20 protein-coding genes are annotated in these 25,071 nt (G+C 62.6%); 15 read left to right on the top strand and 5 right to left on the bottom strand.

Features of this window, described 5'->3' with window-relative positions:
* The first annotated feature begins 27 nt into the window (after positions 1–27).
* Positions 28–1,329: a guanine deaminase gene (gene guaD / locus BLS08_RS10845; protein WP_055986289.1), complete on the top strand. Its 1,302-nt coding sequence runs from the start codon at positions 28–30 to the stop codon at positions 1,327–1,329.
* A 414-nt stretch (positions 1,330–1,743) separates the two neighbouring features.
* On the opposite strand, the gene BLS08_RS10840 is transcribed toward guaD, so the two are convergent.
* Positions 1,744–2,511, bottom strand: a complete 768-nt coding sequence (locus tag BLS08_RS10840) for a GntR family transcriptional regulator (protein ID WP_021490620.1) — start codon at positions 2,509–2,511, stop codon at positions 1,744–1,746.
* Between the two features lie 593 nt (positions 2,512–3,104).
* On the opposite strand from BLS08_RS10840, the gene BLS08_RS10835 reads away from it, so the two are divergent.
* The gene (locus BLS08_RS10835; protein ID WP_055986295.1) at positions 3,105–4,445 is read left to right on the top strand and encodes an NCS2 family permease; all 1,341 of its coding nucleotides are present in this window, start codon (positions 3,105–3,107) and stop codon (positions 4,443–4,445) included.
* 607 nt (positions 4,446–5,052) lie between these two features.
* On the opposite strand, the gene uraH is transcribed toward BLS08_RS10835, so the two are convergent.
* Entirely contained in the window at positions 5,053–5,406 is a 354-nt protein-coding gene (uraH, locus tag BLS08_RS10830) for a hydroxyisourate hydrolase (protein WP_055986298.1), read from the bottom strand.
* 402 nt (positions 5,407–5,808) lie between these two features.
* Between uraH and puuE the strand changes: the two genes are divergently transcribed.
* The 7 genes from puuE to BLS08_RS10795 all read left to right on the top strand — a co-directional run bounded on the left by puuE (position 5,809) and on the right by BLS08_RS10795 (position 13,873).
* Positions 5,809–6,750: an allantoinase PuuE gene (gene puuE / locus BLS08_RS10825; RefSeq protein ID WP_055986301.1), complete on the top strand. Its 942-nt coding sequence runs from the start codon at positions 5,809–5,811 to the stop codon at positions 6,748–6,750.
* Entirely contained in the window at positions 6,747–7,262 is a 516-nt protein-coding gene (uraD, locus tag BLS08_RS10820) for a 2-oxo-4-hydroxy-4-carboxy-5-ureidoimidazoline decarboxylase (RefSeq protein WP_055986306.1), read from the top strand. The genes puuE and uraD overlap by 4 nt, the downstream gene beginning before the upstream one ends.
* 41 nt (positions 7,263–7,303) lie before the next feature.
* On the top strand, positions 7,304–7,807 hold the full coding sequence (locus BLS08_RS10815) for an ureidoglycolate lyase (RefSeq protein ID WP_055986309.1): 504 nt from the start codon (positions 7,304–7,306) through the stop codon (positions 7,805–7,807).
* Positions 7,808–7,854: 47 nt separating this feature from the next.
* Complete coding sequence (locus tag BLS08_RS10810; RefSeq protein WP_055986312.1) at positions 7,855–9,192, top strand: urate hydroxylase PuuD; 1,338 nt, start codon at positions 7,855–7,857, stop codon at positions 9,190–9,192.
* Positions 9,193–9,442: 250 nt separating this feature from the next.
* Positions 9,443–10,951, top strand: a complete 1,509-nt coding sequence (locus BLS08_RS10805) for a nucleobase:cation symporter-2 family protein (RefSeq protein ID WP_169886841.1) — start codon at positions 9,443–9,445, stop codon at positions 10,949–10,951.
* Between the two features lie 76 nt (positions 10,952–11,027).
* Entirely contained in the window at positions 11,028–11,888 is an 861-nt protein-coding gene (locus tag BLS08_RS10800; RefSeq protein ID WP_055986315.1) for an outer membrane protein OmpK, read from the top strand.
* A 518-nt stretch (positions 11,889–12,406) separates the two neighbouring features.
* Entirely contained in the window at positions 12,407–13,873 is a 1,467-nt protein-coding gene (locus BLS08_RS10795; protein ID WP_021490628.1) for an NCS1 family nucleobase:cation symporter-1, read from the top strand.
* Between the two features lie 4 nt (positions 13,874–13,877).
* Here the strand turns inward: BLS08_RS10795 and BLS08_RS10790 are convergent, their stop codons facing one another.
* Together BLS08_RS10790 and moaA are read right to left on the bottom strand one after the other, a co-directional pair.
* Positions 13,878–14,717 carry a substrate-binding periplasmic protein gene (locus tag BLS08_RS10790; protein ID WP_055986318.1) on the bottom strand — a complete coding sequence of 280 codons (840 nt, stop codon included), beginning with the start codon at positions 14,715–14,717 and terminating at the stop codon, positions 13,878–13,880.
* Between the two features lie 234 nt (positions 14,718–14,951).
* Positions 14,952–15,947, bottom strand: a complete 996-nt coding sequence (gene moaA / locus BLS08_RS10785) for a GTP 3',8-cyclase MoaA (RefSeq protein ID WP_055986321.1) — start codon at positions 15,945–15,947, stop codon at positions 14,952–14,954.
* Between the two features lie 212 nt (positions 15,948–16,159).
* On the opposite strand from moaA, the gene BLS08_RS10780 reads away from it, so the two are divergent.
* Positions 16,160–16,804: a TetR/AcrR family transcriptional regulator gene (locus BLS08_RS10780; RefSeq protein WP_055986324.1), complete on the top strand. Its 645-nt coding sequence runs from the start codon at positions 16,160–16,162 to the stop codon at positions 16,802–16,804.
* Between the two features lie 279 nt (positions 16,805–17,083).
* Here BLS08_RS10780 and BLS08_RS10775 read toward each other — a convergent pair whose 3' ends face one another.
* On the bottom strand, positions 17,084–17,518 hold the full coding sequence (locus tag BLS08_RS10775; RefSeq protein ID WP_021489605.1) for a GlcG/HbpS family heme-binding protein: 435 nt from the start codon (positions 17,516–17,518) through the stop codon (positions 17,084–17,086).
* Positions 17,519–17,853: 335 nt separating this feature from the next.
* On the opposite strand from BLS08_RS10775, the gene gcl reads away from it, so the two are divergent.
* From gcl to pyk, 5 genes are all read left to right on the top strand, one after another.
* Positions 17,854–19,629, top strand: coding sequence for a glyoxylate carboligase (gene gcl, locus BLS08_RS10770; RefSeq protein WP_055986326.1), 1,776 nt, complete (start codon positions 17,854–17,856; stop codon positions 19,627–19,629).
* A 72-nt stretch (positions 19,630–19,701) separates the two neighbouring features.
* Positions 19,702–20,484, top strand: coding sequence for a hydroxypyruvate isomerase (gene hyi, locus BLS08_RS10765; protein WP_055986330.1), 783 nt, complete (start codon positions 19,702–19,704; stop codon positions 20,482–20,484).
* A 145-nt stretch (positions 20,485–20,629) separates the two neighbouring features.
* On the top strand, positions 20,630–21,520 hold the full coding sequence (locus BLS08_RS10760; RefSeq protein WP_055986333.1) for a 2-hydroxy-3-oxopropionate reductase: 891 nt from the start codon (positions 20,630–20,632) through the stop codon (positions 21,518–21,520).
* A gap of 411 nt (positions 21,521–21,931) precedes the next feature.
* Positions 21,932–23,251: a glycerate kinase type-2 family protein gene (locus tag BLS08_RS10755; RefSeq protein WP_055986336.1), complete on the top strand. Its 1,320-nt coding sequence runs from the start codon at positions 21,932–21,934 to the stop codon at positions 23,249–23,251.
* 208 nt (positions 23,252–23,459) lie between these two features.
* The gene (pyk, locus tag BLS08_RS10750) at positions 23,460–24,875 is read left to right on the top strand and encodes a pyruvate kinase (RefSeq protein ID WP_055986338.1); all 1,416 of its coding nucleotides are present in this window, start codon (positions 23,460–23,462) and stop codon (positions 24,873–24,875) included.
* Positions 24,876–25,071: the final 196 nt, after the last annotated feature.

The raw sequence follows: 25,071 nt of genomic DNA, 5'->3' as shown, positions 1-25,071 counted from the left end.
CTGCCTGCCCCAATCGAGACGTAATAGATGACCACCAACATCAAAGCCTACCGCGCCGCCATCCTGCACAGCCTTGCCGACCCGGCCGTGGTCGGTGTCGAGCAATCCTATGAGTATTTCGAGGACGGCATCCTGCTGATCGAAAACGGCAAGGTCGCCCAGGTTGGCGCGGCTGCCGAGCTGCTGCCGAAGCTGGCCGGTGTCGAGGTCCAGCACTACCGCGACGCGCTGATCACCCCCGGTTTCATCGACACCCATATCCACTACCCGCAGACCGGCATGATCGCCTCCTACGGCGAGCAGTTGCTGGACTGGCTCAACACCTACACCTTCCCTACCGAGCGGCAATTCGAAGACAAGGCGCATGCCAGCGATGTAGCGGCGATCTTCCTCAAGGAACTGTTGCGCAACGGCACCACCACCGCCCTGGTGTTCGGCAGCGTGCACCCGCAGTCGGTGGATGCCTTTTTCGAGCAGGCCGACAAGCTCAACCTGCGCATGATCGCCGGCAAGGTGCTGATGGATCGCAACGCCCCGGACTACCTGACCGACACCGCCGAGTCCGGCTACGCCGAGAGCAAGGCGCTGATCGAACGCTGGCACGGCAAGGGCCGCCTGCACTATGCGGTCACCCCGCGCTTCGCCCCGACCAGTACGCCGGAGCAACTGGAGCTGGCCGGCAAGCTGCTGGGCGAGTATCCGGACCTGTACATGCACACCCACCTGTCCGAAAACCGCAAGGAGATCGAATGGGTCAAGGCACTGTTCCCCGAGCGCAAGGGCTACCTCGACGTCTACGACCACCACAAGCTGATCGGCCCGCGCGCGGTGTTCGCCCATGGCGTGCACCTGTGCGAAGACGAGTGCAAGCGCCTGGCCGAAACCGGCTCGGCCGTGGCCTTCTGTCCGACCTCCAACCTGTTCCTGGGCAGCGGCCTGTTCGACCTGAATAAGCTGGAAGCCCATGGCGTGCGCGTCGGCCTGGGTACCGATGTCGGCGCCGGCACCAGCTTCAGCCAACTGCAATCGCTGAACGAGGCGTACAAGGTGATGCAGCTGCAGGGCAAGAAACTCGACCCGTTCAAGTCGCTGTACCTGGCCACCCTGGGCGGCGCCAATGCGCTGTACCTGGACGACAAGCTGGGCAACTTCCTGCCCGGCAAGGACGCAGACTTCCTGGTGCTGGACTACAACGCCACGCCGCTGATCAGTTACCGCATGCAGCAGGCCAAGAGCCTGGAAGAACGACTGTTCGCCCTGACCATGCTTGGCGATGACCGCGCCGTGAAAGAGACCTTCGCCGCGGGTGTATCGGTGCACCAGCGCTGAGCGCAGGTTGCGTGGAGCCACCTAAAGTGAGGCCGGATGCTACTCCACGTAGGGTGGATTAGCGGCGCTGAACGCCAATCGCGCAGGCGTGGATGAGAGCGGTGCGCCGCGTAATCCACCAGGCGATGGAACGCGTTGCGCCGATGGTGGGTTACGCCGCATCGGGCACGGCGAAACGGCCGGTAGCGGTGAAAGCGGCTAACCCACCCTGAAACTGAGCGCGGAGCTACCTTAAAATTGGATAGGCGGACGCCAACTTGTGGGAGCCCCGCCCCGGGGCGAAGTTGCTACCAACCCAATTCGCCGCGAGGCGCGGCTCCTACACAAGCGTCGAAACAGCTGCAGAGCGCCGACACCACCAATGAAAAAGCCCCGCTGCTCGCGCAGCGGGGCTTTCTTGTTACACACAACGAATCAGCGATTGGCAGCGCTACGACCCGGCTTCTTCTTGGTCTGCAGCAGGTGCGAGAACACCGCGTGCAGGTCATCCGAGGCGCTTTCCTCGTCCAGGTTGAGCTTGCTGTCGATGTGATCCATGTGGTGCATCATCAGGTGCACCGCACGCTCGGCATCGCGCGCCTCAATGGCGTCGATCAGCTGGTTGTGTTCGTCGTAGGAGCAATGCGAGCGGCTGCCACTTTCGTACTGGGCGATGATCAGCGAGGTCTGCGACACCAGGCTGCGCTGGAAGCTTACCAGCGGCGCATTACGCGCGGCCTCGGCCAGCTTCAGGTGGAACTCGCCGGACAGGCGAATACCCGCACCACGATCACCACGGGAGAAACTGTCCTGCTCGTCCTTGACCATCTGCCGCAGCTCGGCCAACTGCTCGACTGTCGCGTGCTCGACGGCCAGTTCGGTGATGGCGCGCTCAACCAGGCGGCGTGCATAGAAGATCTGCCGAGCTTCTTCGACGCTCGGGCTGGCGACTACCGCACCGCGGTTCGGACGCAGCAGTACCACACCCTCGTGGGCCAGGCGTGACAGAGCGCGGCGAATGATGGTGCGACTGACGCCGAAGATCTCACCCAGCGCCTCTTCACTCAGCTTGGTGCCTGGCGCCAGACGCTGCTCAAGAATGGCATCGAAGATATGGGCATATACGACATCGTCCTGAGTCCCGCTGCGGCTGCTTTTGCCCACGCGCGGCTGCTTCTTGAGAGGCTGCAATTGATCGTTCATTCTGGCTCGCGTCAATGAGAGTCGGCGACACTGCGACTCTACTGTGTTCTACCCGGTAGCTGACAAGCTCCGAGCGAAAAAACATCAGAAAAAAATTAAGACAATTGTACACAAGTCAATCAGCCATCACACCCTTCGTTGTATGACGTCGTAGCTGACCCTCGCCTGCATATCACCCACCTCTGAGCGCAGAACAACAAATTCTTTCTTTATATACAGCCGTCTTCTCAGTTCATTAGCGGCTAAGAACCCGGTCAGGCTGCCGAGCCGACGCTAGATCGAGCGTCGTCCTCAACCAAACAAAAATTCCATCCATTTGTTTTATAAGCATTTTATTTAAAGCCCTGAAGGGATTGTCGCCAAATCCATGCGCTTTTCCATCCGCAGGTTCGACTGGTGCGATTAATGCAACATTAAAAACATTAATTGCATTTTTTGTATACAACAGCATAATCGCGCTCGAGTGACTTCTTGACCGCTCGGTCAACAACTTAGCCAGGAAGCACCACCGAAAACACCGCCTGCCTCAGAGAGCATTGTTCTTGCGCAAGGCTCTGGGCGGTACACAACAAGAGAGATGAGGAGTACCCGCTGTGGAAAGCGTCAAACAAGAACAACACGCGAATCAACTGGCAAGAGGTGGCCTGCTCGACCGCTTCTTCAAACTGACCGAGCACCGCACCACCATCAAGACCGAGCTGCTGGCCGGCCTGACGACCTTCGTCACCATGGCCTACATCATCTTCGTCAATCCCAACATCATGGCCACTGCCGGCATCGATCATGGCGCCGCCTTCGTCGCCACCTGCATCGGGGCGGCCCTGGGCTGCTTCCTGATGGGGCTGTACGCCAACTGGCCAGTGGGCCTGGCGCCGGGCATGGGCCTGAACGCGTTCTTCACCTACACCGTCGTCGGTGAAATGGGCTATAGCTGGCAGATCGCCCTCGGCGCGGTGTTCATCTCCGGCGTGCTGTTCATGATCATGAGCCTGTCGAAGATCCGCGAATGGCTGCTCAACAGCATCCCGATGAGCCTGCGCTTCGCCATGGGCGCCGGGGTCGGCCTGTTCCTCGGCCTGATCGGCTTGAAGACCGCCGGTATCGTCGTCGACAGCCCGGCCACCCTGTTGACCATGGGCTCGTTCAGCAACCCGTCGGCGCTACTCGCCGCCGTATGCTTCCTGCTGATCGCCGTGCTCAGCCACCGCAACGTGTTTGGCGCCATCCTCTTCAGCATGCTCGGCGTGACCGCCATCGGCTGGGCACTCGGCCTGGTGGAGTATGGTGGCCTGGTGTCGATGCCGCCAAACCTGGCCCCGACCTTCCTGGCCATGGATATCGCCGGCGCGTTCAACGTGGCGATGATCAGCGTGATCCTGGCGTTTCTCTTCGTGAACATGTTCGACACCGCCGGCACCCTGATGGGCGTCGCCCACCGCGCCAACCTGGTAGATGAGGATGGCAAGATCCAGAACCTGTCCAAGGCGCTGAAAGCCGACTCTACCTCGAGCGTTGTGGGCGCCATGGTCGGCTGCCCGCCGGTGACCAGCTACGTGGAAAGCGCTGCAGGCGTCGCCGCGGGTGGCCGTACCGGGCTGACCGCCATCACCGTCGGCCTGCTGTTCCTCGCGGCGATGTTCTTCGCCCCGCTGGCTGGCATGATTCCGGCCTACGCCACCGCGGGCGCGCTGATCTACGTAGCAATGCTGATGATGAGCGGCATGGCGCATATCGATTGGAAGGATCATACCGACACCATCCCGGCTATCGTGACCGTGGTGATGATGCCGCTGACCTTCTCCATCGCCAACGGCATCGCCCTGGGCTTCCTCACCTACGCCACGCTGAAACTGCTGACCGGCCAGAGCGACAAGGTCTCGCTGAGCCTCTATGCGCTGTGCGTGATCTTCATCGCCAAGTTCGCCTTCCTCTGACGGCAAACACCCCGCGCTGATCGAAGCCCCGGCCCTGTGCCGGGGCTTTTCGTTTGGCCGTTCAATACCTCTTGTTGGTGCAAGGCAGCGGCCCAAGCGCCTCAGCCCGTAGCCCGGATGCAATCCGGGGATAGCTTCGATACTCCCGGATTGCATCCGGGTTACCGCGAGGCGCATCGCCGGCCCATGGGCATGCACTCAGTACAGGCAGCAGCGGTTGCCAAGGCAAATCCGGCGGCGCGAGGGGCGTACAGAAACTGGCAGGCAAAGGGGCTATGGGGTGAATCGTCCGCGATGCATGAGACGCGGCAATGCGTAGGCCGGGTTAGCGGCGCTGGGGGTCGTTATGGGGATCGCCACGCAACCTGGGCGCCGCGTAAGCCAACATTGCGGCGCGGCGGCAGACCGCCATGGTGGGTTACGGCGCTGGGGGTGGTGGTGTTTGCCTGATCCAGGTTCGCGCCTAACCCACTCTACAAAAGCCGGGCAACAACACAGCCCTGAAACACAGCCCAAAAAAAAGCCCGCAGTGTGAGCGGGCGTAAGGACTCAAACGAGTCTGAGGGTGACAAGCATTCGTCTGGCAGGCTATTGGCCCGCCAGTCACTCAGCTACCGCGGTAGGTGGAGTAGCTGTAAGGAGAAATCAGTAGCGGCACGTGGTAGTGCTCCTGACTGGCATCGATGCCGAAGCGCAGGACCACAACATCGAGAAATGCCGTATCCGGCAGTTTCACGCCACGGGCGCGGTAGTAGTCGCCAGCGTGGAAATGCAGCTGGTAGACGCCTGTGCGGTAGTCATCACCCTGCAGCACCGGCGCATCGCAACGGCCGTCGTGGTTGGTGGTAACGCTGTTGATCAGTTCCAGCTGCGCGCCTTCGACGCGGTACAGCTCAACCTTGATGTCACTCCCTGGGCAGCCGTGCGCGGCATCCAGTACATGTGTAGTCAAACGTCCCATGGGTCTCGGATGCCCGCGGCGCCTGGCGCCCTACGAACACCACACCTCCTCTACTCTGTTGAAATCGGCTCGTCGCAATGCTCCGACGCAGTGGCAGGATAGCACGCAGATCGAATATAAAACATTTTTCCAATAAATTGTACACAATAAATCCAATTGAAATGCTATCCATGCACCAAACCTGATCACTGCTGACATCATCGCCAGCCAGAAACCACGGCATAACCAGCACGCATTGCTGACCACCTCGGCAATTTTTTCGCTGTGGCACGCCGAGAAGAAAATGATGAAAAGTCGATTTACAAACGGCAACTAACTTTGTATACAATTACTCATCCCGGTCGCGTAGCCGTCGATTACCCGGCACGCAGTGACCGCAACGTTCCAGATAGGAAGACTGCAGTGAACGCTGATTACCCACGCGATTTGATCGGCTACGGCGCAAACCCGCCCCACCCGCACTGGCCGGGCGATGCCCGCATCGCCCTGTCCTTCGTGCTCAACTACGAAGAAGGCGGTGAACGCAACATTCTTCACGGGGACAAGGAGTCGGAGGCCTTCCTCTCCGAGATGGTCGCCGCTCAGCCACTGCAGGGTCAGCGCAACCTGTGCATGGAGTCACTCTACGAGTACGGCAGCCGCACCGGTGTGTGGCGCCTGCTCAACCTGTTCAAGAAGCACGACATCCCGCTGACCATCTTCGCCGTGGCCATGGCCGCCCAGCGTCACCCCGAGGTGATCCGCGAGATGGTCACCGCCGGGCACGAGATCTGCAGCCATGGCTATCGCTGGATCGACTACCAGAACATGGACGAGGCCACCGAGCGCGAGCACATGCTCGAGGCCATCCGCATCCTCACCGAGCTGACCGGCGAGCGCCCGCTGGGCTGGTACACCGGCCGCCTGGGCCCGAACACCCGGCGCATCGTGCGCGAGGAAGGCGGTTTCCTCTACGACTCCGACACCTACGACGACGACCTGCCCTACTGGGACCCTGCCAGCACGGCAGAGAAGCCGCACCTGGTGATCCCCTACACCCTGGACACCAACGACATGCGCTTCACCCAGGTACAGGGCTTCAACAAGGGCGACGATTTCTTCGAATACCTCAAGGATGCCTTCGACGTGCTCTACGCCGAGGGTGAAGCCGGCGCACCGAAGATGCTGTCGATCGGCATGCACTGCCGCCTGCTCGGTCGCCCGGCGCGCCTGGCTTCGCTGGCGCGCTTCATCGACTACGTGAAGAGCCATGACAAGGTCTGGTGCGCCCGCCGTGTCGACATCGCCAGGCATTGGCATGCCACCCACCCCTTCCGCGCGACCGAACAAGAGAGCCGCCCATGAGCCGTTTCCAGACCCTGACCCCTTCCAAGCTGAGCCGCGACGCGTTCGTCGCAGCCTTCGCCGACATCTATGAGCACTCGCCCTGGGTCGCCGAGAAAGCCTATGACCTCGGCCTGGACGATAGCGTGGACGACATCGACATCCTGCAGCAGCGCATGGCCGATATCCTCCTGTCCGCCAGTCATGAGGCGCAGCTGGCACTGATCAACGCGCACCCGGACCTGGCCGGCAAGGCTGCAGTGCGTGGCGAACTGACCGCCTCCAGCACTGCCGAGCAGTCCGGCGCCGGCATCCACGAATGCACCGCCGAGGAGTTCGCCCGCTTCACCGAACTCAACGACGCCTACAAGGCCAAGTTCGGCTTCCCCTTCATCAAGGCCGTCAAGGGCAGCAACCGCCATCAGATCCTGGCCGCCTTCGAGGAGCGCATTCACAACACGCCGGAGCAGGAGTTCACCACTGCCCTGGCCGAGATCAACAAGATCGCCATGTTCCGCCTGCAGCAACTGTAAGCGCTGCAGCCCCCCACCCGAACAGAACAAGTAGAACAGCCATGCGTAGCCTGACCATCGAGCCCCTGAGCAAAGAAGCCTTCGCCCCTTTCGGTGACGTGATCGAAACCGACGGCAGCGACTTCTTCATGATCAACAATGGCTCCACCCGCCGCTATCACAAGCTGGCCACCGTGGAGACCGCACAGCCGGAGGACCAGGCCATCATCAGCATTTTCAGCGCCGAGTCGCTCGAGATGCCGCTGACCATCCGCATGCTGGAACGCCATCCGCTGGGCAGCCAGGCTTTCATTCCGCTGTTCGGCAACCCCTTTCTGATCGTGGTCGCGCCAGTTGGCGATGTACCTGTATCAGGGTCCGTCCGTGCCTTCCTCAGCAATGGCAGGCAGGGCATCAATTACCATCGCGGCGTCTGGCACCACCCGGTGCTGACGATCGAAAAGCGGGATGACTTCCTGGTGGTTGATCGCAGTGGTTCCGGCAACAACTGCGATGAGCATTTCTTCAATGAGGACGAGCTTCTTCTCCTCAACCCCCACCAATAAGAGAAGCCCGGGGCTGGCGTGCCTCCCCCGGGAAAGAGGTACAGATCGTGGAAGCACATTTCACCGAATGGCTAAACCTGGGTATCCGCTGGATCCATATGATCACCGGTATCGCCTGGATCGGCGCATCCTTCTATTTCGTCTGGCTGGAGAACAACCTCAACCGCAGTAATCCCCGCGAGGGCCTGTCGGGCGACCTCTGGGCGATTCACGGCGGCGGCATCTACCACCTGGAAAAGTACAAGCTGGCTCCGCCGAAAATGCCGGAGAACCTGCACTGGTTCAAATGGGAGGCCTACGCCACCTGGCTGTCGGGCATCGCCCTGATGTTGGTGGTGTACTACCTCAACCCCAGTCTGTACCTGATCAAACCGGGCGTAGAGTTGTCACCGGCCATGGGCATCGTCATCGGCTTCGGCTCTATGATCGCCGGCTACGTGGCGTATCACTTGCTCTGCGATTCGCCGCTGGGCAAGCGCCCGGCCCTGCTCGGCGCCGTGCTGTTCGTGCTGATCATCGCCGCGGCCTACGGCTTCAGCCAGATCTTCAGCGGCCGCGCGGCGTACATCCATGTCGGCGCCATCATCGGCACCATCATGGTCGGCAACGTGTTCTTCACCATCATGCCGGCCCAGCGTGCGCTGGTTAAAGCCATCGAAGACAACACCACGCCGGACCCGACCCTGCCGGCCAAGGGCCTGCTGCGCTCGCGCCACAACAACTACTTCACCCTGCCAGTGCTGTTCATCATGATCAGCAACCACTTCCCGAGCACCTACGGCAGCCAATACAACTGGCTGATCCTGGCCGGTATCGCGATTCTGGCGGTGCTGGTGCGTCACTACTTCAACACCCGCCACGACAGCAGCAAATACGTCTGGACCCTGCCGGCCGCAGCACTGGGCATGATCTGCCTGGCTTACGTCACCGGCCCGCAGACGAAATCGGTCAGCGCACCGGAAACGGCTCAAGCCCCGGCGATCAAGTACGCTCCCGTTCCTGCTACCGGCCGCCCTGGCACCCCCTCCACTACCAGCGAGCCTGCTGCAGAGGAAACCCAGGCAAAAGCCGATGCCAGCGAGGATTCAACCACTGCCGCTGACAGCGCGCCACCTGCTGCCAGCACCGATTTTGCCCAAGTCGAAAGCGTGATCCACGAGCGTTGCACCGTGTGCCACTCGTCGAGTCCCACTAGCCCGATGTTCAGCACCGCACCGGCCGGTTTCATGCTCGACACCCCGGAGCAGATGAAGGCGCAGGCAGCGAAGATCCACGCGCAAACCGTGGCCACGCAGATCATGCCGCTGGGCAACATCACCCAGATGACCCAGGACGAGCGCGACCTGATTGGCAGCTGGATCGCCAAAGGCGCTCAGATCAACTGATTGCCACACATGTCGCGCTCATGAGTGGGCGCGACATCTTTTTACAGCCATGAACCGCCGGCAGCGCAAGCTGACCGGCGGTTCAGTTTTTTGTGCACAATCCATAAATAAATTGTTTTTAACCATGTCCACAAGTTGTATAGTCGGCACATCCTGACCGATCGGACAATTTTTCGATCGATCGGAGCAGAGGTGCCGTGAAGCCTCGTGTAAGCCCATGACCATATAAAAACAACTGGCAGGCTATGACATGACCACAGACCGCAACACCCAAGCCCCAGCTGCGCCTTCCGGCAACAGCGACCTGATCTATCAGCTGGACGACACGCCAGCTTTCGCCCCTGCCATCTTCGCGGCGCTACAGCATGTGCTGGCCAGCTTCGTCGGCATCATCACCCCTACCCTGATCGTCGGTAGTGCGCTGGGCCTCGGCGCCCATGTGCCTTATCTGGTGAGCATGGCGCTGTTCGTTTCCGGCCTCGGCACCTTCGTCCAGGCCAAACGCATCGGCCCGATCGGGTCCGGCCTGTTGTGCCTGCAGGGCACCAGCTTCGGTTTTCTCAGCGTGATTCTCAGCGCCGGCTTCATCGTCAAAGGGCGCGGCGCCAGCGAGGAGGAGATACTCGCCACGCTGTTCGGCATCTGCTTCTGCGCCGCCTTCGTCGAGATTGCCTTCAGTCAGTTCATCAACAAGCTGCGCAAGGTGATCACCCCGGTGGTGACCGGCACCATCATCTGCCTGATGGGGTTGTCGCTGATCAAGGTGGGCATGACCGATCTGGCCGGCGGCTATGGCGCGCCGGACCTCGGCGCCCTGCACCACCTGGCCCTCGGCGGCCTGGTGCTGGGCACCATCGTCCTGCTCAACCGCGCCTCCTCGCAGGTGCTGCGCCTGTCGGCGGTTATCATCGGCCTGACCCTGGGCTTCGCGGTCGCCTGGTTCACCGGCCGGGTGGACTTCGCCAACATGGCCGAGGTACCGCTGATCAGCGTGCCGCAACCATTCAAGTACGGCTTCGGCTTCGACTGGATCGCCTTCGTGCCGATCGCGGTGATCTTCCTGATCACCCCACTGGAAACCGCAGGCGACCTGACCGCCAACTCGATCATCTCCAAACAGCCGGTCAAAGGTCCGCTGTACATGCGCCGGATCAAATCCGGGGTGCTGGCCGATGGCTGCAACTCGGCGGTCGCTGCGATGTTCAACAGCCTGCCGATGACCACCTTCAGCCAGAACAACGGGGTAATCCAGCTCACCGGCGTGGCCAGCCGTCATGTGGGTTTCTACATCGCCAGCATCCTGGTGCTGCTCGGCCTGTTCCCGGTGGTAGGCGCGGTGCTGCAGCTGATGCCCAAGCCGGTGCTCGGTGGCGCCACCCTGATCATGTTCGGCACCGTCGCGGTGGCCGGTATCAAGATTCTCAGCGAAGCCGGCCTGCACCGCCGCAACGTACTGATCGTGGCCATTTCCCTGGGCCTGGGCCTGGGTGTAGCCGGCGTACCGGACGTGCTCTCGCACATGCCGGACGTACTGAAGAACATCTTCGGCTCTCCGATCACCATCGGAGCCTTCAGCGCCATTCTGCTCAATCTCTTCCTGCCGGATGATCCGCAACTGGAAGAAGAGGATGAAAGCGAATACGACCCCGAGGCGCACCTGCACACCGTGCTGCAGAACCGCCCGGACGATGCAGCCATCGACGACAACAGCCTCAAGACTCTCAGCCGCGACCTCGACCCGGCCGCCCGACCAAGCTGACCCCTGGCTTAGACCCAACTCCCGGCGGCACGCCGCCGGGAGACGCACGCTTGCACTACAACAACAAGGAAAACCGATGAAACTCAAGCATCTGCCCCACTGCCTCGCCCTGTCAGCCGGACTGTTCTCCGGCCAGCAGGCACTCGCTGGCGACCTGCTTTACTGGCAGGACAACAGCCTGTCGTATCTGTACGGCGAGAACTTCCAGCGCATGAACTTCAACGGCGAAGAACAGCGCACCCAGACCACCTTCACCTTCGAGCACGCCAGTGGCTGGGCCTGGGGCGACGTTTTCTACTTCCTCGACTACATCCGCGCCGACAACGTGCAGTCGCGCGGCAGCTTCGACAACGGCACCTTCCGTCAGCATGACAAGAACTCCTTCTACTACATGGAGTTCTCCCCGCGCATCAGCCTGAGCTGGCTGACTGGGCAGAAGCTGGCCGCCGGCCCGATCAAGGACGTGTTCGCTGCCTTCACCTACGAGAAAGGCGAAGGCGGCCCAGGCCCGGAGAACTACCTGTATGGTGTCGGCCTGGACTGGGAAGTGCCCGGCTTCACCTACTTCAAGACCAACCTGTATCAGGTGAAGATCAATAACCACACCTTCTTCGCCGACAGTGACAGCAACGGCTACGCCACCCAGCTGACCGTCAGCGCGGCTTACCCGTTCAGCCTCGGCGATCAGGACTTCGTCGTCGACGGCTTCCTCGACTGGCGCTCGCCGTCGCGTGACGCCGGCACCCAGACCTCGGTCGGCTCCTCGATCCAGGTCAAGTGGGATGCGGGCAAGGCCCTGTTCGGCAAGGAACGCCAGCTCTACGTGGGCACCGAGATCAACATGTGGCGCGCCAAGTACGGCGTGAAACCGGTGGATGGGTCGGACGATCGTTTTGACCAGACCGCCGTGCAGGCACTGGTCAAGTATCACTTCTGACCCCTGCCGCAACGCACTTGGCCGACGTCGGGTAGGGACAGCGGCCGGGTAAAAAGGGGGATGGGCGCTCGCGCCCTTCCCCCTTTTTCTTTGCGCCGAAAGATGACCGGTGCGCACAGCCACCTACCTCGGGCCGTAGGGTGCGCCGTGCGCACCGCCTTTATCAAACCGGCTTGAATCGCCGCACCAACCCAGCGCTCCGCAATCAGACCAGGCACCGCATCGGTGCAGAATCGGGCCGCCTATCAGGCTTCTTCATCAACGACTTGCAAGCATGCAACTGACCGCAAGGTCAAGTTTTTGATCACAATATTTCTATTTTTTGTGTGCAATTTGTCCGAAAGCCATATTCAGCAACGTATTTTCTGTGTACAAGACAGTCAGGTTCCCACCGAAATACTGTCGAAATGGCTGTATACATCGATTCAGTCATGACGCGAATACAAAATCGGAACGGAACCTGCAGACAAATCTCCTCATACGCCGCCGCGGCGCAAGAACAAAACTGGGAGCTGTCCATGTCCAACACCGAAGATTTTCGCATCAAGAACATCGATCCCTCACTACACAACGAGGATCTCGCGCCACTGGCTCCCGAGAAGCGCACCTGGGGCTGGTTCGAGATCTTCAACGTCTGGTCGAACGACATTCAGAGCCTGTTCGGCTATACCCTGGCGGCGACGCTGTTCATCTCCTACGGGCTCAATGGCTGGGCAGTGCTGGCCGGTATCGTCCTCGCCGGCTGCATCGTCATGGGCCTGGTGCAGCTGACCGGCAAGCCCAGCGTCAAGTACGGCATCCCCTTCCCGGTGTTCGCCCGCGCCAGCATGGGCGTGCGCGGTGCCAACTTCCCTGCGCTGGTGCGTGGCATCGTCGCCATCTTCTGGTACGGCGTGCAGACCTACTTCGCCTCCACCGCCGTGGCGCTGCTGCTCAACTCGCTGTTGCAGCCGCAAGACCCGGCCGTATACATGGGGCTGACCGCCATCGGCTGGCTGTCCTACGTGATCGTTTGCCTATTTCAGGTCGGTCTGTTCGTCTGCGGCATGAGCTGGATCACCCGCTTCCTCAACTGGGCCGGGCCGCTGGTCTATGTGGTGATGATCGCCCTGATGGGTCTGATCTGGTATCAGGCCGGCCCGAGTCTGCTCAGCGAGCTGGGCAACATCTTCAGTGGCACGGGCGAGTACAAGGCCGGCCCGGTGGCCGCGTTCTTCGCCGTGGTCGGCACCATGGTCGCCTACTTCGCCGCCGTGGTGATCAACTACGGCGACTTCGCCCGCTTCGTCAAAAGCGAGAAGCAGATGACCATCGGCAACTTCCTCGGCCTACCGGTGAGCCTGGCATTCTTCTCGCTGATCGCCCTGGTGATCACTGCAGGCACCGTGGTGGTGTTCGGCGAGACGCTGACCAACCCGACCGATATCGTTGCCCGGGTAGACAACCTGACCCTGACCATCATCGCCGCGCTGACCTTCTTCGCCGCGACCGTGGGCATCAACCTGGTGGCCAACTTCATCCCGCCGGCGTATGACCTGGCCAACCTGGCGCCGGCGCACATCAGCGCCCGCACCGGTGGCTTCATCACTGCGGGTATCGCCTTCTTCATCGGCGCGCTGTGGGTGGCTTTCATCAGCAACGTCGGCATCGCCGCCTTCGTCGACACCCTGGGCGCCGTGCTGGCGCCGCTGTACGGCATCATCGTCGTCGACTATTACCTGGTGCGCCAGCGCAAGCTCGATCTGCAGCAGCTGTTCAGCGCCGAGGTCGGCTCGGCTTACTACTTCGACGGCGGCTGGAACCGCAAGGCGCTGATCGCCTTTGCCATCGCCTCGGTGTTTTCCGTCGCCTCGGTGTGGGCGCCCGTTCTTAGCCAGCTGTCGGGTTATTCCTGGCTGCTCGGCGCCCTGCTCGGCGCGCTACTGCACTACGGCCTAATGCACGGCCAGGCGCAGGCGCTGAAACGCGCCAACGCCAGTATCTGAACGATCACGGACGAGACGAAGCCGGCGCCTGTACGCCGGCTTTTTCTTTCTGCCGCTCGAGAAAGTCCACCTTCCACTGTTCCAGACCGATGTAGTCGCTATCCAGGTTGGCCTCGACGCGATAGCTCGCCTTGAGCGCGGCAACCTGAGCCGAGCGCTCGGCAAGAAAGCGATCGAAACGCGCGATCAGCTGTGGATGACGAGCGCTGGACAGGTGAAAGCTGCCGCGGGTATGCGGCAACTTGGGATCAAAGACCAAAGCACCCGGTCGCGCCCGGATGTTGTCCAGATAATGGGTGGCCACCACCACGTTGAAGTAGGCGCCATCAGTGTCCTGCTTCAACGCCAGGCGAATCATCTGGCGTAGATCATCGCTGTAGCTCAGCTGGATCTGCCCACTGTCGATGGCATCTTCGTATCCACGCGGCGTCCAGCCCTGCACCATGGCCAGACGACGGATGTTCTCCAACGCCTGGCCCTGCCGCTGCGGCGCCACCAGCACGCCGTCGACGTAATCGACCACCGCCTGGCTGTAGTGCAAGGTCATGCCTGCTTTCTGCGCGCCGGCCCAGTACGGGCTGTCGGGATACTTGAGATCGATCTCGCCACGCTGCAGGGCAGGCAGCAACTGATCCACGGGTAGCGCCTTGTAGCTCAGGCTGATACCGCTGTCGGCAGCGAAAGCGTCCAGCACCTCACGAGCGAAGCCACGGTACTGACCTTCGCCATCGAGGCTGTAGTGCGGGGCGAATGGCAGGTCCTCGACGCCGACTACATAGGTCTGCGCCAGGGCAGCGGGCGTCAGCATAATGGTGGAAAACAGGCACAGTCGTACGGGCTGCATTGAAAGCCTCCTTATTGTTGTTTTGAGATTGCAGTGAGGGCTTAGTGTCGCGTCAGGCATTAGATGTCGGTCAGGCGTCAGGCCTGAGTAGGAGCCCCGCCTCGGGGCGAAGCTTTTCAGTCGTCTGAACCGGCCCATGCGCCGCGGGGCGCGGCTCCTACAAGGACTCTGCAGCCTGCTGTAATTGATGTGGCGGTCTCGGCCCATAGGCAACAGATTATTCGTCTCGCGACACTAACCGCCGGTCATGCTCATGAAGCGCACCACCTGCACCTGCTCGTCGGTGGCGAAATGGTGCCGCTCGGGCTTCAGACGCAACGCCTCGATCAGTGCCTGGCGTAGGCGCTCGCTGTCACCCGGATGCGCGCGCAGCAGGCGCTTGAGATCCAGCGCGTTGTCGTGGCCGAGACAGAGCACCAGCTTGCCCTCGGCGGTGACACGCACACGGTTGCAGTCGCCGCAGAAGTTGTGGCTGTGCGGCGAGATGAAACCTACCTGGGTCTGCGTACCGACCACCTGCCAGTAGCGCGATGGCCCGCCAGTGACCTTGCTGCTACGCACCAGTGCATGGCGCTGCTCGATGCGCTGGCGCACCTCATCGCTGGAGCAGAAGGTCTGCTCGCGGCTGTGGCTGACCACGCTGCCCAGCGGCATTTCCTCGATGAAGCTGATATCCAGCCCGCGCTCGACGGCAAACTCGACCAGATCCAGCACCTCATCGTCGTTGCGCCCGCTCTGCACCACACTGTTGAGCTTGATCCTGTCGAAGCCTGCGGCACGCGCGGCGTCGATGCCGGCCAGCACCTGGTCGAGCTTGTCACGTCGGGTGAAGGCGGCGAAGCGCTCGCGCTGCAGTGAATCCAGGCTGATGTTCAAGCGCCGCACACCCGCCGCGCGCAACGGCGCGGCCATCTCCGCCAGTTGCGAGCCATTGGTGGTAATGGCCAGGTCATCCAGCTCGTCACGCTCACCCAGGCGCTGCAACAGGCTCAGCAGATTCTTGCGTACCAATGGCTCGCCACCGGTGATACGAATACGCCGCACGCCCAGCCCGATAAAGGCGTCGGCCACGGCATACAGCTCTTCCAGGCTGAGAATCTGCGCACGCGGCGCGAACTGCATGTCTTCACTCATGCAGTAGGTGCAGCGAAAATCGCAGCGATCGGTCGCCGACAAACGCAGGTAGGTGATGCGCCGACCGAATGGGTCGACGAGCTGATGGGTATTCACGGTGGGTCTCCTGCAGCGTCACGCGCCGAGACTTTTTGTCATGGATAACGCTATGCGCGATAGAAACAGAAAAGCGAATTCTTGTATACAGAAATTTGACCCGAGAGTCAGTTAAACGCTGAGCAGCCCGTGGCCGCTGGCTTGAGCCTCGCGCAAAGCCGGTGCTACCATGCCCGACCGCCGCCCGGCGGCAGAGCAAACCACAGGGCCTTATGACCAGCATTCGCGAGCGTAACAAAGAGCTCATCCTGCGCGCAGCCAGCGAAGAGTTCGCCGACAAGGGCTTCGCCGCCACCAAGACCAGCGACATTGCGGCCAAGGCAGGCCTGCCCAAGCCCAACGTCTACTACTACTTCAAGTCCAAGGAAAACCTCTACCGCGAGGTCCTGGAAAGCATCATCGAGCCACTGCTGGCCGCCTCTGCCCCCTTCAACCAGCCGGGCCATCCGAGCGAAGTGCTGACCGCCTACATCCGCTCGAAGATCCGCATCTCCCGTGAACTGCCGCATGCCTCCAAGGTATTTGCCAGCGAGATCATGCACGGTGCGCCGCACCTGTCGCCGGAACAGACCGAACAGCTCAACGCCCAGGCCAAGCACAACATCGCCTGCATCCAGCGCTGGATCGATCAGGGCCTGATGGCGAAAGTCGACCCGCATCACCTGCTGTTCAGCATCTGGGCAGCGACCCAGACCTACGCCGACTTCGACTGGCAGATCTCCACCGTCACCGGCAAGGCCAGCCTGGACGACGCCGACTACGAAGCCGCCGCGCAGACCATCATTCGCCTGGTGCTCAAAGGCTGTGATGTCAGCCCGATGCCGTCGATGGCCTCCGAACTGGTGACCAGCGCCTAGGCGACTGTTCCGTTGTAGGGTTTCCCGACATCCGTCACCGTAGGGCGTGCATACGCCGAGCGCTCGAGCGCAGTACGCCATTTCCGGGTTTTGGCGGACTGCTCGCTGGCGCTCGCTGAGTCCGCCCTACGCCTGCCCTGAGATTTCACGTCCAGCTTCGGCCTTCAGACCACATCCCGTAGGCCGTACTCGCGCAGCAGTACGCCGTTGCAATGGCTGACTGTTCGCGTCGCTACGAGCGGCCGGCGATCCGGTCAGCCCTACGACTGCTCTGGAACCCTACACCCCCGCATCCGCCTTCAGGCCGAGCGACTCCAGCGCACTCACCGCACACTGCTCGTCGATATCCGAGGTGTCGCCGGTGATGCCGACGGCGCCGATCACTTCGCCGCGTTCATCGCGAATCAATACCCCTCCCGGCGCGGGTACCAGGCTGCCTTGAGCCAGGTTGTTCACCGCCCCGATAAAGGCCGGGCGCTGCTGCGCGTCGGCGGCGATCAGGCGCGAGCCCTTGCCCAGGGCCAGCGCGCCCCAGGCCTTGCCGATGGCGATCTGCGGGCGCAGCAGGCTGGCGCCGTCCTCGCGCTGCAGGCTGATCAGATGCCCGCCAGCATCCAGTACGGCGACGGTCAGCGGCGCCGCCTTTATCTCGCGGCCCACGGCCAGCGCGCGGTTACCGATGGCGTTGGCGGTTTGCAGGTTCAAGTTGCTCATGCTGGTGACTCCTGAAGTGACGAAGGGAACGAAACACCCGGAGCGAAACCGGCACTGCGCACGCCGACAGCCCTAGGCAATCCAAAGCTCGCCCTCACTATCCCACCAGAAACAAAAAATTCAACCACTACATACAATATTATTTTTTATTGTATACATTAATCGCGACACATCTCTTCGCTTGCACTGCCAACCCCGTCAAACGGGCGTTTCAAAAGAATTTGGCCCAGGCGACAGGCTGCATCGGAAAAAATGTTGACCGCGAAGTCATGGCCTGCATAGAATCCGAGCCAGGTGTTTTGTATACAATCTGATAACAAAAGAGGCACAAGATTATGGCCAGAATGAGAGCAATCGAGGCAGCCGTACTGGTTATGCGCCGCGAAGGCGTCGATACCGCGTTCGGCGTCCCCGGCGCTGCCATCAACCCCCTGTATGCCGCACTGAAGAAACTCGGTGGCATCGATCACGTCCTGGCCCGTCACGTCGAAGGCGCTTCGCACATGGCCGAGGGTTACACCCGCACCAATGCCGGCAATATCGGCGTGTGCATCGGCACCTCGGGCCCGGCCGGCACCGACATGGTCACCGGTCTGTACTCGGCCTCGGCCGACTCCATCCCGATTCTGTGCATCACCGGCCAGGCGCCGCGTGCGCGTATGCACAAGGAAGATTTCCAGGCGGTCGACATCACCAGCATCGTCGGCCCGGTAACCAAGTGGGCCACCACCGTGATGGAACCCGGCCAGGTGCCGCGCGCCTTCCAGCGTGCCTTCCATGAAATGCGCAGCGGCCGCCCCGGCCCAGTGCTGATCGACCTGCCGTTCGACGTGCAGATGGCCGAGATCGAATTCGATATCGACGCCTACGAGCCGCTGCCGGTGGCCAAGCCGACCACCAGCCGCGTCCAGGCCGAGAAGGCCATCGCCATGCTCAACGACGCCGAGCGCCCGCTGCTGGTCGCCGGTGGCGGCATCTCCAATGCCGACGCGCAAGACAAGCTGGTGGAGTTCGCCGAGCTGACCGGTGTACCGGTGGTGCCGACCCTGATGGGCTGGGGCGCGATTCCGGACGATCACAAGCTGATGGTCGGCATGGTCGGTCTGCAGACCTCGCACCGCTACGGCAACGCCACCCTGCTCGCTTCCGACCTGGTGTTCGGCATCGGCAACCGTTGGGCCAACCGCCACACCGGCTCGGTCGACGTCTACACCGAGGGCCGCAAGTTCATCCACGTCGACATCGAACCGACCCAGATTGGCCGCGTGTTCAACCCGGACCTGGGTATCGCCTCCGACGCCGGCAACGCGCTGGACGCCTTCCTCGAGGTTGCCCGCGAGTGGAAAGCCGCTGGCAAGCTGAAGGACCGCAGCGCCTGGGTCGAAGCCTGCCGCGAGCGCAAGCGCACCCTGCAGCGCAAGACCCACTTCGACAACGTGCCGGCCAAGCCGCAGCGCGTCTACGAAGAGATGAACGAAGCCTTCGGCAAGGACACCTGCTACGTCAGCACCATCGGTCTGTCGCAGATCGCCGGCGCGCAGTTCCTGCACGTGTACAAGCCGCGCCACTGGATCAACTGCGGCCAGGCCGGCCCGCTGGGCTGGACCATTCCGGCAGCCCTGGGTGTGGTCAAGGCCGACCCGCAGCGTCAGGTCGTGGCACTGTCTGGCGACTATGACTTCCAGTTCATGATCGAGGAGCTGGCCGTCGGCGCGCAGTTCAACCTGCCGTACATCCACGTGCTGGTGAACAACTCCTACCTGGGCCTGATCCGTCAGGCGCAGCGCGGCTTCGACATCGATTACTGCGTGCAGCTGGCGTTCGAGAACATCAACGCGCCGGAGCTCAACGGTTACGGCGTCGATCACGTCGCCGTGGTCGAGGGCCTGGGCTGCAAGGCGATCCGCGTGTTCGACCCGAACGAGCTGCAGAACGCCTTCGCCGAAGCCAAGCGCCTGATGGCCGAGCACCGCGTACCGGTGGTGGTGGAGATCATCCTGGAGCGCGTCACCAACATCTCCATGGGCACCGAGATCAACGCCATCAACGAGTTCGAGGAACTGGCCGAGCGCGGCGTCGACGCGCCGACCGCCATCTCGCTGCTGGATTGATGCAACCAATCCCCTCTCCCCCGGCCCCTCTCCCATAAATGGGAGAGGGGAGACAAACAAAAGGAGCCAACCATGCCCCGTTTTGCTGCCAACCTGTCCATGCTGTTCACCGAAGTGGACTTCCTGGACCGTTTCGCCGCCGCCGCCGAAGCCGGTTTCAGCGGCGTGGAATACCTCTTCCCCTATGACTTCGCGGTGGAAGAGATCAAGGCCCGCCTGGACGCCAACGCGCTTACGCAGGTGCTGTTCAACCTACCGGCCGGCGACTGGGGCAAGGGCGAGCGTGGCATCGCCTGCCACCCGGATCGCGTCGAGGAATTCCGCGCCGGCGTCGACCAGGCCATCGCCTACGCCAAGGTGCTGGGCAACAAGCAGATCAACTGCCTGGCCGGCATCCGCCCGCAGGGCCTGGACTGCGCCACCGTGGAAAAGACCTTCGTCGACAACCTGCGCTATGCGGCCGACAAGCTGGCCGGCGCCGGTATCCGCCTGGTCATGGAAGCTATCAACACCCGCGACATCCCCGGCTTCTACCTCAGCACCACCAAGCAGGCCCTGGACATCCGCGACAAGGTCGGCAGCACCAACCTGTACCTGCAGTACGACATCTACCACATGCAGATCATGGAAGGTGACCTGGCCCGCACGGTTGAGAGCAACCTGGCCGCCATCAACCACGTGCAGCTGGCCGACAACCCGGGCCGCAACGAGCCGGGCACCGGCGAGATCAACTACCGCTTCCTCTTCGAGCACCTGGATCGCATCGGCTACCAGGGCTGGATCGGCTGTGAGTACAAGCCGCTGACCACCACAACCGCCGGCCTCGGCTGGCTGAAAACCCATAACGCGATCTGACAGGCGACAGCGGACCTCTGTAGGAGCGGGTTCACCCGCGAACACCGGCGAAGCCGGTGCCAGTCACCGCGGTGCCTGCTTCGCGGGTAAACCCGCTCCTACAGGGCTGTGCACCTGATTCAACAATTCAACGAGGTTATCTCTCATGGCTAAAATCGGATTCATCGGCACCGGCATCATGGGCAAGCCTATGGCGCAGAACCTGCAGAAGGCCGGCCACACCCTGTTCTTCTCCGAGCACTTCGACAAGGCGCCGGCCGACCTGCTGGGCGACAACGGCATCGCCCTGGCCAACCCGAAGGAAGTGGCCCAGGAAGCCGAATTCATCATCGTCATGGTCCCGGACACCCCGCAGGTCGAAGACGTGCTGTTCCGTGACAACGGCATCGCCCAGGGCGTCGGCACCGGCAAGGTGGTGATCGACATGAGCTCGATCTCCCCCACCGCCACCAAGGCCTTCGCCGAGAAGATCAAGGCCACCGGCGCCGCCTACCTGGACGCCCCGGTGTCCGGCGGCGAAGTCGGTGCCAAGGCCGCAACCCTGTCGATCATGGTCGGTGGCTGCCCGAACGCCTTCGAACGCGCCCTGCCGCTGTTCCAGGCCATGGGCAAGAACATCACCCGCGTCGGCGGCAACGGCGACGGCCAGACCGCCAAGGTGGCCAACCAGATCATCGTCGCGCTGAACATCCAGGCGGTGGCCGAAGCCCTGCTGTTCGCCGCCAAGAACGGCGCCGATCCGGCCAAGGTGCGTGAAGCGCTGATGGGCGGTTTCGCCGGTTCGAAGATCCTCGAAGTGCACGGCGAGCGCATGATCAAGGGCACCTTCGACCCGGGCTTCCGCATCAGCCTGCACCAGAAGGACCTCAACCTGGCGCTGTCCGGCGCTCGCGAGCTGGGCCTGAACCTGCCCAACACCGCCAATGCCCAGCAAGTGTTCAGCACCTGCGCAGCACTCGGCGGCAGCGGCTGGGACCACTCTGGCCTGATCAAGGGCCTGGAGCATATGGCCAACTTCAATATCCGCGGCGAGTAACAGAGCGCCCTCTCCCCCGACCCCTCTCCCGCATGCGGGAGAGGGGAGACAAGCAGCTCGGCGTTATACGGATTTTCAGCGTACGCCAAACCAGTCCCCTCTCCCATTTATGGGAGAGGGTTAGGGAGAGGGGCTTTGCTTCTGGCCCACCCTTTCGACCTTCCTGGCAGGAGGTGTCACGGCCCGATTGCCAGGTTGGTCGATTCCAGTCCCCAGGCGCTGCCACGCGGCGCCTGGGGACTGGAATCGATCCACCGAGAGAACATTGATCGTTCCCACGCTCTGCGTGGGCATGCATCCCGTGACGCTCCGCGTCACACAACAGCAGTCGCCTGAGCGTCTCGCCAGGCGTTACCACGCGGACGTGGGAACGATCATCCAGCGTCACCCCCAGAACAAGAGAACACCGCCATGACCTTCGACCCGCAACGCCTGCTGCGCGACCTGTTCGCCACCGCCATCGCTGCCGCGCATCCGCGCCAGGTGCTGGCCGACCATCTGCCCGCCGACCGCAGCGGTCGTGTCATCGTCATCGGCGCCGGCAAGGCCGCCGCGGCCATGGCCGAGGTGATCGAGCAGGAATGGCAAGGCGAGGTCAGCGGTCTGGTGGTGACCCGCTACGAGCACGGCGCCGATTGCAGGAAGATCGAGGTGGTGGAAGCCGCGCACCCGGTGCCGGACGATGCCGGCGAGCGCGTCGCCCGCCGCGTGCTGGAGCTGGTGTCGAACCTGTCCGAAGACGACCGGGTGATCTTCCTCCTCTCCGGCGGCGGCTCCTCGCTGCTGGCGCTGCCGGCAGAGGGCATCAGCCTCCAGGACAAGCAGGCGATCAACAAGGCGCTGCTCAAATCCGGCGCCACCATCGGCGAGATGAACTGCGTACGCAAGCACCTCTCGGCGATCAAGGGCGGCCGCCTGGCCAAGGCCTGCTGGCCGGCCACGGTCTACACCTACGCCATCTCCGACGTGCCCGGCGACGAGGCCACGGTGATCGCATCCGGCCCCACAGTGGGCGACCCGACCACCTCGGCCGAAGCCCTGGCGATTCTCGCTCGCTATGAAATCGACATCCCGGCCAACGTGCGCGCCTGGCTGCAGGATCCACGCTCGGAAACGGTGAAGCCGGGCGACCCGGTGCTCGCCCGCAGCCACTTCCAGCTGATCGCCTCCCCGCAGCAGTCGCTCGACGCCGCCGCGGCCAAGGCCGAAGCCGCCGGCCTGCCGGTGCTGATTCTTGGCGACCTGGAAGGCGAATCGCGCGACGTGGCCAAGGTGCATGCTGGCATCGCCCGTCAGGTGCAACTGCACGGCCAGCCGATCAAGCCGCCGTGCGTGATTCTCTCCGGCGGCGAAACCACCGTCACCGTGCGCGGCAACGGCCGCGGCGGGCGCAACGCCGAATTTCTCCTCAGCCTCACCGAGAGCCTCAAGGGGCTGCCCGGCGTCTACGCGCTGGCCGGCGACACCGACGGCATCGACGGCTCCGAAGACAACGCCGGCGCCATCATGACGCCCTACAGCCATGCCCGTGCCGGCATCAAGGGCCTGAGCGCCCGCGACGAGCTGGACGACAACAACGGCTATGGCTACTTCGCCGCCCTCGACGAGTTGATCGTCACCGGCCCGACCCGTACCAACGTCAACGATTTCCGCGCCATCCTGATTGTAGGGGCTGTTGACGCTCCGCTCGCGGCCGCGCCGGAACCTGCTTTTGCGCGAGACAAGGTGTGAAAAGAGATTTGTATTCCAAATAAATGACGAGTAGCACAGCGCGCAAAAACAGCCCCGGCCCTCCGGGTTGCGCGGCAAATGACGCCATGCGTCGTTACGGAACTTGGCAAGGGGACACCATTCCCTGCGTCCCGTGCCTAGCCTGGCGCCATTTGGCGCAGCAACGCGACTCGCGCCGAAACGTCAACATCCCCTAGAGCCCTGCCCAATGAACGCCGACAAGAAAGTAAAGATCCTCGCCACCCTCGGCCCGGCCATCCGCGATGCCGCGCATATCCGCCAGCTGGTGGAAGCCGGGGTCAACCTGTTCCGCCTCAACTTCAGCCACGGCGAACATGCCGACCACGCCCAGCGCTACCAGTGGGTACGCGAGGTGGAGCGCGAGCTAAACCAGCCCATCGGCATCCTTATGGACCTGCAGGGGCCGAAGCTGCGCGTCGGCCGCTTTGCTGAAGGCAAGGTACAGCTGGTCAACGGCCAGAACCTGCGCCTGGATCTGGACGCCACGCCAGGCGACGCCAGCCGCGTCAACCTGCCCCACCCGGAAATCATCGAAGCCCTGCAGCCGGGCATGAGCCTGCTGCTGGACGACGGCCGCCTGCGCCTGAAGGTGACCGGCAAACAGGCCGATGCCGTAGACACCTGCGTCATCGCCGGTGGCGAGCTGTCCGACCGCAAGGGCGTCAACGTGCCCGAGGCGGTACTGCAACTGTCGCCGCTGACCGAAAAGGACCGCCGCGACCTGGCCTTCGGCCTGGAGCTGGGCGTGGACTGGGTGGCGCTGTCGTTTGTGCAGCGACCGGAAGACATCGTCGAAGCCCGCGAGCTGATCCAGGGCAAGGCCTTCCTGATGGCCAAGATCGAGAAGCCCTCGGCAGTGCAGCATCTCGAAGAAATCGCCCGTCTGTGCGACGCCATCATGGTGGCGCGCGGCGATCTGGGCGTGGAAGTGCCGGCCGAGAACGTGCCGCGCATCCAGAAGGACATCGTGCGCACCTGCCGCCAGCTCGGCCGTCCGGTGGTGGTCGCTACGCAGATGCTCGAATCCATGCGTTTCTCGCCGGCACCGACCCGCGCCGAGGTCACCGACGTGGCCAACGCCGTGGCCGAAGGCGCCGATGCGGTGATGCTGTCGGCCGAAACGGCCTCCGGCGACTACCCGCTGGAAACCGTGCAGATGATGAGCAAGATCATCCGCCAGGTGGAAAACGGCCCGGACTACCAGAGCCAGCTCGACGTTGGCCGCCCACAGGCCGAAGCCACCGCCAGCGACGCCATCAGCTGCGCCATCCGCCGCATCAGCTCGATCCTGCCAGTCGCGGCCTTGGTCAACTACAGCGAATCCGGTGCCAGCAGCCTGCGCGCCTCGCGCGAGCGACCCAAGGCGCCGATCTTGAGCCTGACGCCGAGCCTGACCACCGCCCGCCGCCTGACCGTGGCCTGGGGCATCTATTCGGTGGTCAACGAGCGCCTGCGCAAGGTCGAGGAAGTCACCAGCACCGCGCTGGAAATCGCCCAGGCCCAGGGCATGGCCCAGCGTGGTGAAACCGTGGTGATCACCGCCGGCGAACCCTTCGGCCAGCCCGGCAGCACCAACAGCCTGAGGATCGAAACCCTGCATTGAGCCGGCGATTCTCAACGCAATAAAGAATCGTAGCCCGGATGAAATCCGGGGAATGCTCGACTCCTGATTCCCGGATTTCATCCGGGCTACGCATAAAGCCAACGTAGGATGTCGCGGGGCCGCCTAGGCCTTGCGCACCTGCTATGGCAAGGCGGTTGTGGTGCGCACGGCGCACCCTACACGGCTCCTCCAAACG

The sequence above is a fragment of the Ectopseudomonas chengduensis genome (assembly GCF_900102635.1).
GTDB classification, from domain to species: Bacteria; Pseudomonadota; Gammaproteobacteria; order Pseudomonadales; family Pseudomonadaceae; genus Aquipseudomonas; species Aquipseudomonas chengduensis.
Note: the sequence above shows the minus strand (reverse complement) of the source record. Positions and strands in the feature narration are given on the sequence as shown.